The organism is Streptomyces sp. NBC_00344, assembly GCF_036088315.1.
Taxonomy (GTDB): domain Bacteria; phylum Actinomycetota; class Actinomycetes; order Streptomycetales; family Streptomycetaceae; genus Streptomyces.
The window spans coordinates 1,508,515-1,521,396 of record NZ_CP107996.1 but is presented as its reverse complement, the minus strand read 5'-3'; the positions used below and the strand labels follow the sequence as shown (position 1 = coordinate 1,521,396).

Annotated in this window: 8 protein-coding genes and 1 riboswitch; of the genes, 6 read left to right on the top strand and 2 right to left on the bottom strand. The window is 69.4% G+C overall.

Annotated features, from left to right (window positions below; all coding sequences use genetic code 11):
- Window positions 1-7 precede the first annotated feature (7 nt).
- The gene (locus OHS16_RS06745) at window positions 8-883 is read left to right on the top strand and encodes a carbohydrate ABC transporter permease (RefSeq protein ID WP_328536261.1); all 876 of its coding nucleotides are present in this window, start codon (window positions 8-10) and stop codon (window positions 881-883) included.
- Window positions 884-994: 111 nt separating this feature from the next.
- Window positions 995-2,584 (top strand): glycoside hydrolase family 13 protein, encoded by a 1,590-nt coding sequence (locus OHS16_RS06740; RefSeq protein WP_328536260.1) that lies wholly within the window; start codon window positions 995-997, stop codon window positions 2,582-2,584.
- 533 nt (window positions 2,585-3,117) lie between these two features.
- On the opposite strand, the gene OHS16_RS06735 is transcribed toward OHS16_RS06740, so the two are convergent.
- Entirely contained in the window at window positions 3,118-4,368 is a 1,251-nt protein-coding gene (locus OHS16_RS06735; RefSeq protein WP_328536259.1) for a citrate synthase, read from the bottom strand.
- Window positions 4,369-4,468: 100 nt separating this feature from the next.
- Between OHS16_RS06735 and OHS16_RS06730 the strand changes: the two genes are divergently transcribed.
- Both OHS16_RS06730 and OHS16_RS06725 read left to right on the top strand, forming a co-directional pair.
- Window positions 4,469-5,614, top strand: coding sequence for a citrate synthase/methylcitrate synthase (locus OHS16_RS06730; RefSeq protein WP_328536258.1), 1,146 nt, complete (start codon window positions 4,469-4,471; stop codon window positions 5,612-5,614).
- 34 nt (window positions 5,615-5,648) lie between these two features.
- Complete coding sequence (locus OHS16_RS06725) at window positions 5,649-6,719, top strand: CobW family GTP-binding protein (RefSeq protein WP_328536257.1); 1,071 nt, start codon at window positions 5,649-5,651, stop codon at window positions 6,717-6,719.
- 370 nt (window positions 6,720-7,089) lie between these two features.
- On the opposite strand, the gene OHS16_RS06720 is transcribed toward OHS16_RS06725, so the two are convergent.
- Window positions 7,090-9,543, bottom strand: a complete 2,454-nt coding sequence (locus OHS16_RS06720) for a DNA gyrase/topoisomerase IV subunit A (RefSeq protein ID WP_328536256.1) — start codon at window positions 9,541-9,543, stop codon at window positions 7,090-7,092.
- Window positions 9,544-9,714: 171 nt separating this feature from the next.
- Here OHS16_RS06720 and OHS16_RS06715 point away from each other — a divergent pair, with 171 nt between their 5' ends.
- Window positions 9,715-11,073 (top strand): M16 family metallopeptidase, encoded by a 1,359-nt coding sequence (locus OHS16_RS06715; protein WP_328536255.1) that lies wholly within the window; start codon window positions 9,715-9,717, stop codon window positions 11,071-11,073.
- Window positions 11,074-11,093: 20 nt separating this feature from the next.
- A complete protein-coding gene (locus tag OHS16_RS06710; protein WP_328540739.1) occupies window positions 11,094-12,461 on the top strand; it encodes a M16 family metallopeptidase in 1,368 nt (455 codons plus the stop codon).
- A 250-nt stretch (window positions 12,462-12,711) separates the two neighbouring features.
- Window positions 12,712-12,871, top strand: a riboswitch (cyclic di-AMP (ydaO/yuaA leader).
- The last annotated feature ends 11 nt before the right edge of the window (window positions 12,872-12,882 follow it).

The window sequence follows — 12,882 nt, the reverse complement described above, 5'->3', positions numbered from 1 at the left end:
TACGACGATGGCAGAGCGCACTCTGATCTCACCGGCACAGTTGGGCCGCCCTCGCGGCAAGGCTGTCTACTGGGGTGTCCTCACCCTGGTGGTGCTGCTGTTCACGCTGGTCTTCCTGGGTCCCCTGTACTGGATGGTGACCGGAGGTCTGAAGACGGCCCAGGAGTTCGCCGAGTCCCCGCCCACCACGGTTCCCAGAAGCTTCCATCCGGAGAACTACTCCCATGCGTGGAACGTGATGCAGCTGTCCAAGCTGCTTCTCAACACGCTCTACTACGCCTTCGGGGCGCTGGCTTTCCAGTTGGTCCTCGATGTCGCCGCGGCGTATTCGCTGTCCAAACTGAGGCCGGTATTCGGCAAGGTCATCCTCGGCATGATGCTGGCCACGCTCATGATCCCGGCGACGGTGCTCGTCGTTCCGCAGTACCTCACCGTGCTCGACCTGCCGGTCTTCCAGCGCAATCTGCTCAACTCGCCCTGGGTGATCTGGCTTCCCTCGGTCACCAATGCGTTCAACATCTTTCTGCTGAAGCGCTTCTTCGACTCCATCCCGCGTGAACTCCTGGACGCCGCTTCCATCGACGGGGCGTCGCCCCTGCGGACCCTGCGTTCGGTGGTGCTGCCGATCTCCCGGCCCATTCTGGGCGTTGTCTCGATCTTCGCGATCGTCGGCGTCTGGAAGGACTTTCTCTGGCCGATGCTCACGCTGCCCGACCCGAATAAGCAGACCCTCAACGTCGGAATCTACTCCCTGGCCCAGGGCGTGCCGGAGAACTGGCTCGTCGCGGCACTCGCCATGGCCTCGGCACCGACACTGATCATCTTCCTGATCTTCCAGCGCAACATCATGAGCGGCCTGACCGCGGGCAGCCTGAAGGGCTGACCACCGCCTTCGGACCACATCCCCTCTGAGCACTCCGCCGCCGGTCCTCCTTGTGGCGCCCCGCTGTCCGGGGCCGGCGGCGGAGTCCCACCTGCCCGAAAGGACCGTCACGTGGCAGACAACCTCCCGTCCGAGGCCACTGGTGACTGGTGGCGATCAGCCGCCATCTACGAGGTGTACGTGCGCAGTTTCGCCGACGGGGACGGTGACGGCACCGGAGATCTGGCAGGAGTGCGCAGCAGACTGCCCTACCTCGCCGAACTCGGCGTCGACGCACTCTGGTTCACCCCGTGGTATCTCTCGCCGCTCGCCGACGGCGGGTACGACGTCGCCGACTACCGGGTCATCGACCCCGCCTTCGGCACTCTCGGCGAGGCCGAGAAACTCATCGCCGAGGCGCGTGAGCTGGGCATCCGTACCATCGTCGACATCGTGCCCAACCATGTGTCGGACCAGCACGCATGGTTCAGGGCAGCGCTCGCGGCCGGCCCGGGGAGCCCGGAGCGCGAACTCTTCCACTTCAGACCGGGCCGTGGTGAGAACGGTGAACTCGCCCCCAACGACTGGCCGTCCCAGTTCGCGGGGTCCACCTGGACCCGTGTAGAGGACGGCGAGTGGTACCTCCATCTCTTCGCACCCGAGCAGCCCGACCTCAACTGGGCCCATCCGGTGGTGCGCAGGGAGCACGAGGATGTTCTGCGCTTCTGGTTCGAACGCGGCGTGGCAGGGGTGCGGATCGACTCGGCGGCGCTGCTCACCAAGGCGGACGGGCTGCCCGATTTCGTCGAGGGCCGTGACCCGCATCCCTATATCGACCAGGACGAGATCCACGACGTGTACCGCTCCTGGCGCGCTGTGGCGGACGAATACGGCGGCGCCTTCGTCGGCGAGGTCTGGCTGCCGGACTCCGAGCGCTTCGCCCGCTATCTGCGGCCCGACGAGCTGCACACCGCCTTCAACTTCAACTTCCTCTCGTGTCCGTGGGATGCCACCCGGCTGCGCCAGGCCGTCGAGGAGACACTCGCGGAGCACGCGCCGGTGGGGGCTCCGGCCACCTGGGTCCTGTGCAACCACGATGTGACGCGCACCGTCACTCGCTACGGCCGCGAGGACACCGGGTTCGATTTCGCGGCCAAGACCTTCGGCACCCCCACCGACCTGGAGCTCGGCACCCGCAGAGCCCGCGCTGCAGCGCTGCTCTCCCTCGCCCTGCCGGGATCCGTCTACCTGTACCAGGGGGAGGAGCTGGGGCTCCCGGAGGTCGAGATTCCGCTCGACCGTATCCAGGACCCGATGCACTTCCGCTCCGGCGGCAGGGATCCGGGCCGGGACGGCTGCCGGGTGCCGCTGCCCTGGACCGCCGAGGTGCCCGCCGCCGAGCCCTGGCTGCCGCAGCCCGAGGACTGGGCGGCTTACGCGGCCGACATCCAGGAAGTCGATCCGTCGTCGATGCTGTCGCTGTACCGCACGGCCCTGGACCTGCGCAGGCATGAGGCCGGCTTCACCGGTTCCGCGCTCAGCTGGCTTCCGGTGGCGAGCGGTGTCCTGGCCTTCGCCCGGTCCGAGGGCCTGATCTGTGTGGTGAACCTGGCCGCGGAGCCCGCCGAGCTCCCCGCCCACTCGCTCACCCTGCTGACCAGCGGTCCGCTGGACGTCGACGGTCGCCTCCCGCAGGACACGGCGGCCTGGCTGCGGGCCTGACCCCGCCGCCGGGCCACCGACCCGCTTCCCCCACCTCTGGAGGCCCCACCCACACACCGAAGCTCACCGGAGGGCGTGCGTGACCGCGACGGCGGTCCCGCCGTCCCGCTGTCCGCAGCGCATCCCCCCACCCGCAGGGAGGTTGCAGGACCTCTGCCGGATCACCCTGAAACTCCCGCCGGCCGGTCGGCACGCGACCAGACCTTCACGGTGCTGGGCAGCGTCAACGGGGTCGCCTGCACCGCTGGTCGGATCGAAGAGCTACCGCTTCGATCGGGCAACCGGCAACCGGCAACCGGCAACCGGCAACTCGGCCGACATCACTCTGCCCGCGGGGACGGACGTCCGCCTGCTGGGGGTCACCGGTACGGCCGACACGGGCCGGCCGCCGTGCGGCTCGGCGAGTTCGAGGCGTACGCGTCCTGATCGCGCCTCACTGACCGCCCTCGCCCGCGCGACGGCCCGGCCTCCCGCGGGCGGGGGCCTCCAGGGACCGGAACTGCCGTTCCACACCCCCGTCCGCGCCACCGCGTTCACGGCAGGGGCTGCGGCGGGCGCGGACCTCTGTACTGGCCGCTGGGGCGCATCCGGAGCGGACGCTCCGCGTACTCCTCGAGAGCGTGCGCGATCCAGCCCGCCGTTCTGGACACGGCGAACAGCGTCTCACCCGCCTCGGCGGGCATCCCCGAAGTGACCGACAGCACGGCGAGTGCCAGATCGACGTTGGCGTGCAGTTCGGTGTGACGGGCCGTGGTCGCCACCACATCGCGGGCCGCGTCCAGGGCGGGTCCGGCCTGCGGTACGTCCGCCAGCATCGCGAACAGGGAAGTGGCCCGCGGATCCTCCCCCCGGTACAGCCGGTGTCCGAGCCCGGGAACCCGGCGACCGGTCCGCAGATGGTCCGCGACGACCGGCGCGGCGCTGCCGCGGTCCAGGACGTCGGCCAGCATCCGGTGGGCGAGACCGCTCGCCGCTCCGTGCAGGGGCCCCTCGAGGGCGCCGAGTCCGGCGGAGACGACAGCGTACGGATGCGCACGGGCCGACGCGGCCACCCGGGCAGCCAGCGTCGAGGCCGCCAGGTCGTGGTCGATGAGCAGCACAAGGGCCGCGTCCAGCACCCGAAGTGACGCCGGGTCGGAGTCCCGACCGGTGAGGCGGGGCCAGAGCCGGTGGGCGAGCGGGGCGCCGTCCTGGTCAGGTACGGCCGTCGGCAACGCCCCCACCAGGGTGGGGATGAGGCTGCGCGCGGTGCCGAGAACAGCCTCCGGTGCCAGGTCGAAGCGCAGCGGGTCGACGGCCGACGCGGCGACGGCCGCGGCCCGCAGCCGGTCCATCGCGGTGCTGTGCGCGGGCAGAGCCCCCGCGGCCCGGCGCCCCGCGTCCAGCGCCACCTCCGGTGCCGTGAACACGGTCCCCGGCCGCAGCGTCCCGGTCCACAGCCACTCGACCACCTCCTCATACCCGTAGCCACGGGCAAGGGCGGTGGCGTCCACCCCGCGGAAGTAGTAGCGGTCGGTGTCGATCAGGGTGATGGCGGTGCGGAAGGCGAACTCGGCACCGGTGGGCTGCTGCTCCCTCCTGGCACCGCGCCGGGCGAGCGCTTCGACCTCGGCCGGATCGAACGTACTGCCCCGGCCACCTGGCGCCCGGCGGCTGCCGAGCTGACCGCGGCTGACGTATGCGTACACCGTCTCCGGCTTCACGCCGAGCAGGTCCGCCGCCTCTCTGGTGGTCAGCCGGCGACCCGCCGCCTCCATTGATCGATCCCCCGGCTGATCCGTCATGGGGTCACCGTATCAATATTGATTCAATCAACATTGACAGGATTGCAGTCAAGGATGGACAGTCAAATCAATGAATACGATTACGTCCCGGAAGGAAGACATGTCCACCATCACCGCTCCGCGAGGACTTGCGGGCGTCGTCGTCACGGACACCGAACTGGGTGACGTCCGAGGCCTTGAGGGCTTCTACCACTACCGCCAGTACTCAGCGATCGACCTCGCGCAGTCCCGGACCTTCGAGGACGTCTGGCACCTGATGATCTACGGGGAGCTGCCGGATGCCATCCAGCGGGCGTCCTTCACCGCGCGCACCACCGCCCTGCGCGGTCTGCCGTCCGATGTGAGCGAGGCGCTGCCGCTGATCGCCCGTGCGGGTTCGGGGCCGCTGGCGGGTCTGCGCACCGCGCTCTCCCTGCTCGGCGCGTCGGCCGGCTTCCGTCCGGTGTACGACATCGGTGCCGACAGGCGCGCCGACGACACCCTCGCCGCTTGTGCGACCGTCCCGACCCTGCTCACCGCACTGCACCGGATCGGACGTGGACTCGCTCCGGTCGAGCCCCGGGACGATCTGCCCCATGCGGCCAACTACCTCTACATGCTGACCGGTTCGGAGCCGGACCCGGCGCAGGTCCGCGCCGTCGAGCAGTATCTGATCTCCACCGTGGACCACGGATTCAATGCCTCGACCTTCACCGCACGGGTCGTCGCCTCCACCGGCGCCGATGTGGCCGCCTGCCTGGTGGGTGCGGTCGGAGCGCTGTCCGGGCCGTTGCACGGCGGAGCGCCCAGCCGGGCGCTGGACACCCTGGACGCCATCGGCACGCCGGACCGCATCGGCCCCTGGATCCGGGACAGGGTGCTCGCCGGGGAACGGATCATGGGATTCGGGCATCCCGTCTACCGCACCGAGGATCCGCGTTCCCGGATGCTGCGCGGCATCGCCCAGCGGTTCGGAGGCCCGCTGGCCGACTTCGCCGTACAGGTCGAGGAACAGGTGGAGGCGATACTCGCCGAACTGAAACCCGGCCGCGAACTGCACACGAACGTGGAGTTCTACGCCGGCGTCGTCATGGAGCTGTGCGGACTGCCGCGCGAGATGTTCACCCCTACGTTCTGCGTCGCACGGGCCGTCGGCTGGAGTGCCAACATCCTGGAGCAGGCGGCCGACTCAAAGATCATCAGGCCGGCCGCGCGTTATGTGGGGCCGCCCCCGCCGCAGCCGGTGCCCGGCATCGGCCCGAGCTGACCGGGAGCCCCGGCCGCCTCCTATGATCGGGCGCATGCCCCCCGTGCCGAGGAAACCCGTGCCCGTCGTCGTCCTCGCCGGATTCCTCGGTTCCGGTAAGACCACCCTGCTGAACCATCTGCTGCGGCAGAGCCGGGGCACCCGTATCGGCGTGGTGGTCAATGACTTCGGCTCCATCGAGATCGATGCGATGACGGTGGCCGGGCAGGTCGATTCGATGGTGTCCCTCGGCAACGGATGTCTGTGCTGCGCCGTCGACACCAGTGAACTGGACGACTACCTGGGCCGGCTGTCCCGTCCTGATCTGCGCATCGATGTCATCGTCATCGAGGCGAGTGGTCTCGCCGAGCCGCAGGAACTCATCCGGATGATTCTGGCGAGCGAGAATCCGCACATCGTCTACGGGGGTCTCGTCCAGGTCGTCGACGCGGCGGAATTCGAGGCGACTCGCGCCCGCCACCCGCAGATCGACCGCCATCTGGCCATGGCCGACCTGGTGGTGCTCAACAAGGCCGACCGGGCCGGTGACGGAGCGCGCGGCCGGATTCAGGCGGTGATCGCGGAGAGCGCCGGGGGAGTCCCGGTGGTCAGCGCGGTCCATGGTCAGGTGGACCCGGAACTGCTGATCGACCGCAAGCCCGCGGGTGAACGCATCGGACAGCTGTCCTTCGACGATGTGCGAGCAGCGGACGAAGCCGAAGGGGACGGGCACCGAACCGGTCACGGTCGGCATCTGCACGCCGACTACCAGAGCGTCGGTTTCGTCTCTCCGGAACCGATGAACCCCCGCCGGTTCATGGAGTTCCTCGATGACAGGCCCGACGGCCTGTACCGGATCAAGGGGTTCGTGCACTTCGCGGTCGAGGGCCATCGGGAGAAATACGCCCTGCACGCAGTGGGGAACTTCCTGCGCTTCCAGCCGGCCGACCGGTCCCACGACGGTAAGCCGCTCACCCAGCTCGTCCTCATCGGCTCCGGTATCGACTCCGATGCGCTGCGCAAACGGCTCGACGACTGCCTGGAGCCCAGACCGGAAGCCCCGCCCGAGTCGCTGTGGGGTGTCCTGCGGTATGTGGCGGGCCTCTCCGATGAGGATCCCGTCTGAGGCGCGATCCGGAAACCGGCTGGGAGCTGTCGCGGAACCGAGACCGCCGGCCCGGTCCGGATGCTTCGGGGGGCGCGGGCGCCCGGCCCCCGGGCCCGGGCGGTGCGCCGGACTGCGGCGGGAGCCGTGACGCCGTGGCGGCGCGCACCCGGCCCGGTGGCCTGCCGGGCCGCCCGGAGCCGAGCCGGCCCGGAATCCCTTCCCGGGGCCGGCTCGGACTGTGACTCAGCTGCCGCCGCGTCCACACCGGTGGGCCGGCCCGGTCGAGGCGATGCGCAGTGACGCCTCCGCCAGTACGTGACGGCCCGTCAGTTCATCCCTCCCGCAACCGCGTGATCCCACGACCGGGATCCGCCGTGCCGGCAGGGTGTCAGACCCAGCCGGGCCCGGCGAGCGCGGCGACCGGTGACGTCAGCGGGATGCCCGAGCCGTCCCGTCGCGGGTCGGGCTCAGGCAGCTGGGCCGGGGTGCCGTTGACCGCGGCGGCCCGAGCCGGTGTCTCGCCCGCCCAGGCCAGCACCAGCAGGTCCTCGCCCTTCAGGAAGCGCTGGCAGCGGACCCCGCCGGTCGCTCTTCCCTTGCGCGGATACTGGTCGAACGGTGTCAGCTTCGCGGTCCGCACCGAGTCGTCCAGCGTGCCGTGCGACCCGGCGACCGTGAAGACCATGGCGTCCGCCGCCGGGTCCACCGCGGAGAACGAGATCACCTTGGCGCCGGCCGCCAGTTTGATGCCGGTCATCCCGCCGGCCGGCCGGCCCTGCGGGCGTACCTGTCCCGCGGGATAGCGCAGCAGCTGAGCGTCGTCCGTGATGAAGACCAGATCCTCGTCGCCGGTCCGCAGCTCTGCCGCGCCGACGATCCGGTCACCGTCCCTGAGGCCGATGACCTCCAACTCGTCCTTGTTCGCCGGGTAGTCGGGCACCACTCGCTTGACGATGCCCTGTTCGGTGCCGATGGCAAGTCCGGGCGATGACTCGTCGAGCGTGGTGAGACAGACCACCGACTCGTCGTCCGCGAGGGAGATGAACTCGGAGATCTGCGCCCCGCCCGCCAGATTCGGCGCGGCAGCCGTGTCCGGGAGCTGAGGAAGATCGATCACCGCGAGCCGCAGCAGCCGCCCGCCCGATGTGACCACGCCGATGTCACCGCGTGCCGTCGCCGGGACGGCGGAGATCACCACATCGTGCTTGGTGCGCTTCTGGCCTTCGGTGCTCAGCGGGTCCCCGCCGGCCGTACGGGCGAGCAGCCCTGTCGACGACATCAGTACCCGGCACGGGTCGTCCGCGACCTCCAGCGATGCCGCCGCGACCGGCTGTCCCGCCGACTCCAGGAGGACCGTGCGCCGGTCGGTGGAGAACTTCTTCGCCACCGCCGCGAGTTCGGCGGAGACCAGCTTGCGCAGCTCCGCGTCCGATTCCAGGATCTTCGTCAGCTCTTCGATCTCGCTGTTGAGCCGGTCGCGCTCGCTCTCCAGCTCGATCTTGTCGAACTTGGTGAGCCGGCGCAGCGGGGTGTCCAGGATGTACTGGGTCTGCGTCTCGCTGAGCGAGAAGTGCGAGATCAGCCGCTCCTTGGCCTGCGCCGAGTTGTCGCTGGAACGGATGAGCCGGATGACCTCGTCGATGTCGAGCAGTGCCACCAGCAGGCCGAGTACCAGATGCAGCCGGTCCTGGCGCTTGGTCCTGCGGAACTCGCTCCGACGCCTGACAACCGAGAAACGGTGGTCGAGATAGACCTCGAGGAGCTCCTTGAGCCCGAGGGTCAGCGGCTGCCCGTCAACCAGTGCGACGTTGTTGATGCCGAAGGATTCCTCCATCGGGGTGAGCTTGTAGAGCTGTTCGAGCACCGCCTCCGGCACGAAGCCGTTCTTGATCTCGATGACCAGGCGCAGTCCGTGCGAGCGGTCGGTGAGGTCCTTCAGGTCGGCGATGCCCTGCAGCTTCTTCGAACCCACCAGATCCTTGATCTTGGCGCGGACCTTCTCGGGACCGACCGCGAAGGGCAGTTCGGTGACGACGATTCCCTTGCGCCGCGGGGTGACGTCCTCGATGGTGGCCGTGGCGCGGATCTTGAAGGTGCCGCGGCCCTTCTCGTAGGCGTCCTTGATCCCGTCGAGGCCGACGATCCGGCCGCCGGTCGGCAGATCGGGCCCGGGCACGAAACGCATCAGCGTGTCGAGATCCGCGCCCGGGTGCTTGATCAGGTGCCGGGCGGCGGCGATGACCTCACCCAGGTTGTGCGGCGGCATATTCGTCGCCATCCCGACCGCGATCCCGGACGAGCCGTTGACCAGCAGGTTCGGGTAGGCGGCGGGGAGCACCACGGGCTCCCGCTCCTGGCCGTCGTAGTTCGGCTCGAAATCGACGGTGTTCTCGTCGATCGACTCCGTCATCAGCGAGGTCGCGTCGGCCATCCGGCACTCGGTGTACCGCATGGCGGCGGGCGGGTCGTCATTGCCGAGAGAGCCGAAGTTGCCGTGTCCGTCGACCAGCGGGAGCCGCATCGAGAAGGGCTGCGACAGCCGCACCAGGGCGTCGTAGATCGAGGCGTCGCCATGGGGGTGGAGCTTGCCCATGACCTCGCCGACGACCCGGGCGCACTTCACATAGCTGCGGTCGGGGCGCAGCCCCATCTCGTTCATCTGGAAAAGGATGCGCCGGTGTACGGGCTTCATACCGTCACGGGCGTCCGGCAGGGCCCGTGAGTAGATCACCGAGTACGCGTACTCGAGGAAGGAGCCCTGCATTTCATCGACCACGTCGATGTCGAGGATCTTCTCCTCGAAGTCCTCCGGCGGCGGGGTCTTCGTGCTGCGGCGGGCCATCGCTGCTGCGGCTCCTTCACGTGCCTGGTCTGGTAGTGACGCCGCCCATTGTGGACTGTCCCACTGACAACCCCGACCGCGACCCGGGAACTTCGCCAGGTATGAGTGCGCTTGCATACAGTGGCAGCACTGCATTCAACGCGGTCAACACACGCGATCGAAGGGACGTACATGCCCATGGGTCACACGGCCACAGCCGAGGCCGGTTCCGGCGGCCTGACAGCGACAGAGCACCGGCTGGCCAACGGCCTGCGGGTGGTGCTCTCCGAGGATCACCTGACCCCGGTCGCCGCGGTCTGCCTCTGGTACGACGTCGGTTCACGCCATGAGGTCAAGGGGCGTACCGGACTTGCTCACCTTTTCGAGCACCTGATGTTCCAGGGATCGGGCCAGGTCAAGGGCAACGGCCACTTCGAGCTGGTGCAGGGGGCAGGCGGCTCGCTCAACGGCACCACCAGTTTCGAGCGCACCAACTACTTCGAGACGATGCCCGCCCACCAGCTGGAGCTCGCGCTCTGGCTGGAGGCGGACCGGATGGGCTCACTGCTCGCCGCACTCGACGACGAGTCCATGGAGAACCAGCGGGACGTCGTCAAGAACGAGCGCCGCCAGCGCTACGACAATGTGCCCTACGGCACAGCGTTCGAGCGGCTGACCGCCCTCTCCTATCCGGAGGGCCATCCCTACCACCACACGCCGATCGGTTCGATGGCCGATCTGGACGCGGCGACGCTGGAGGACGCCCGCGCCTTCTTCCGTACGTACTACGCGCCCAACAACGCGGTCCTCTCGGTGGTCGGGGACATCGACCCGGAGCAGACGCTCGCCTGGGTCGAGAAGTACTTCGGCACCATTCCCTCGCACGACGGAAAGCAGCCGCCGAGGGACGGGTCGCTTCCCGGGGTCATCGGCTCCGAGCTGCGCGAAGAGATCCATGAGGAAGTACCGTCGCGCGCGCTGATGGCCGCCTACCGGCTTCCGCAGGACGGCACCCGTGACTGTGACGCCGCCGACATCGCGCTGACGATCCTGGGCGGCGGCGAGTCCTCGCTCCTGCACAACCGCCTGGTGCGCAGGGACCGTACGGCCGTCGCCGCGGGCTTCGGCCTGCTTCGGCTGGCCGGGGCGCCCTCACTCGGCTGGCTGGACGTCAAGACCTCGGGCGGCGTCGAGGTACCGCAGATCGAGGCCGCCGTCGACGAGGAGCTGGCCCGGTTCGCCGCCGACGGCCCGACGGCCGAGGAGATGGAACGCGCACAGGCACAGCTGGAGCGCGAATGGCTGGACCGCCTCGGTACGGTCGCCGGCCGCGCCGACGAACTGTGCAGGTTCGCCGTGCTGTTCGGCGACCCGCAGCTCGCACTGACCGCCGTCCAGCGGGTGCTGGACATCAGTGCGGCAGAGGTGCAGGAGGTCGCGAAGGCGCGGCTGCGTCCCGACAACAGAGCCGTGCTGGTGTACGAGCCCGTCACCGCCGATGAACCCGAAGAGATCAGCGCGACCGACGAGACCGACGAGGCGGACAAGTGACCGACGCCCCAGCCGTGAGCATGACCTTCCAGCCACAGCCCCAGCCGGGAGAGGCTACTCCGTGGGCCTTCCCGGCCCCGGAGCGCTCCACCCTGCCCAACGGGCTGACCGTGTTGCGCTGCGACCGCCCCGGACAGCAGATCGTGGCCGTGGAGATCATCCTCGGCTTTTCGCTGGACGTTGAGCCCGACGGACTCGACGGTGTCGCAACGATCATGGCGCGTGCCTTCTCGGAAGGCACCGACAAGCACACGGCCGAGGAGTTCGCCGCCGAGCTGGAGCGCTGCGGCGCCACCCTCGACGCATACGCCGACCATCCGGGGGTCAGGGTCTCCCTCGAGGTCCCGGTCTCCCGGCTGCCCAAGGCGCTCGGTCTGCTCGCCGCAGCGCTGCGCGCGCCGGCGTTCGCCGAGAGCGAGGTCGAGCGGCTGGTGGGCAACCGGCTCGACGAGATCCCGCACGAGCAGGCCAACCCGTCCCGCCGGGCGGCCAAAGAGCTCTCCAAGCAGCTCTTCCCGGCCGCATCGCGGATGTCGCGCCCCCGCCAGGGGACGGAGGAGTCGGTGGCGCGTATCGACGCGGCCGCCGTGCGCGCCTTCTACGAGGCGCACATCCGCCCCGCGGCGGCAACGGCCGTGGTGGTCGGCGACCTCAGGGGAACCGACCTGGACGCCGTGCTCGCCGAGACCATCGGCGACTGGCAGGGCGGCAAGGCAACGCCCGGGCCGGTACCGCCGATCGTCGCGGACGACACCGGCCGGGTGATCATCGTGGACCGGCCCGGCGCGGTACAGACCCAGTTGCTGATCGGCCGGATCGGCGCCGACCGGCACGACCGCGTCTGGCCGGCCCAGGTGCTTGGCACCTACTGCCTGGGCGGCACCCTCACATCACGTCTTGACCGGGTGCTGCGGGAGGAGAAGGGCTACACGTACGGTGTGCGCGCCTTCGGGCAGGTGCTCCGCTCGGCGCAGGACGGGACCGGCGCGGCCATGCTGGCCATCAGTGGTTCGGTGGACACAGAGTCGACGGGCCCGGCCCTCGGCGACCTGTGGAAGGTGCTGCGAACGCTGGCCGCGGAGGGGCTGACCGACGCCGAGCGCGATGTCGCCGTACAGAATCTGGTGGGTGTGGCCCCGCTGAAGTACGAGACGGCCGCGGCGGTCGCCGGCACCCTTGCCGACCAGGTCGAGCAGCAGCTCCCGGACGACTTCCAGGCGCACCTGTACGCCCGGCTCGCCGAAACGGGCACGGTCGAGGCGACCGCGGCGGTCGTCAACGCCTTCCCCGCAGACCGTCTGGTGACGGTGCTCGTCGGTGACGCCGGACAGATCAGGGAAGCCGTCGAGGGGCTCGGGATCGGCGAGGTGAAGGTCGTCGCGGGCTGAGAGATCCGCCGGCGGCGGACGTGAGCGCGACGCGGCGTCCGCACCGATGTGATCGCAACGGGTGTGACGAGCGGGGCTCCGGAGGCCAACAGGCAACCGGAGCCCCGCAATGTGTCCGATTGGTGCCGAACTTCCGTGTCTGTCCTGTGGCATGTGCGACAAAGACGCAGGTTTTTTAGGCGCAGCCGGAACCGACCGCTTACGGTCGCTTTCGCTGTTCGTCACATGCCCAGGCCGCAACCGCGGCGCCGGACAGCGATCGCCGAGTCCCCGTCAGGCGCGAGCCTGGGGAGCCGGGGACCCATGCAGTCCCTGGGGTGAATCGGGCCTCTCCGTGCGGAGCGGGCCCGTAGGAGACCTTCCTGCTCCGAACCCGTCAGCTAACCCGGTAGGCGAGAGGGAAGGAAAGGATCAGCCCCTT

Bases quoted from the DNA above. Each gene is read 5' to 3' on its own strand.
- OHS16_RS06735 (WP_328536259.1), bottom strand. From the start codon at position 4,368: ATGACGGATCAGCCGGGGGATCGATCAATGGAGGCGGCGGGTCGCCGG.
- OHS16_RS06725 (WP_328536257.1), top strand. From the start codon at position 5,649: ATGCCCCCCGTGCCGAGGAAACCCGTGCCCGTCGTCGTCCTCGCCGGA.
- OHS16_RS06715 (WP_328536255.1), top strand. From the start codon at position 9,715: ATGCCCATGGGTCACACGGCCACAGCCGAGGCCGGTTCCGGCGGCCTG.
- OHS16_RS06720 (WP_328536256.1), bottom strand. From the start codon at position 9,543: ATGGCCCGCCGCAGCACGAAGACCCCGCCGCCGGAGGACTTCGAGGAG.
- OHS16_RS06730 (WP_328536258.1), top strand. From the start codon at position 4,469: ATGTCCACCATCACCGCTCCGCGAGGACTTGCGGGCGTCGTCGTCACG.
- OHS16_RS06745 (WP_328536261.1), top strand. From the start codon at position 8: ATGGCAGAGCGCACTCTGATCTCACCGGCACAGTTGGGCCGCCCTCGC.
- OHS16_RS06710 (WP_328540739.1), top strand. From the start codon at position 11,094: ATGACCTTCCAGCCACAGCCCCAGCCGGGAGAGGCTACTCCGTGGGCC.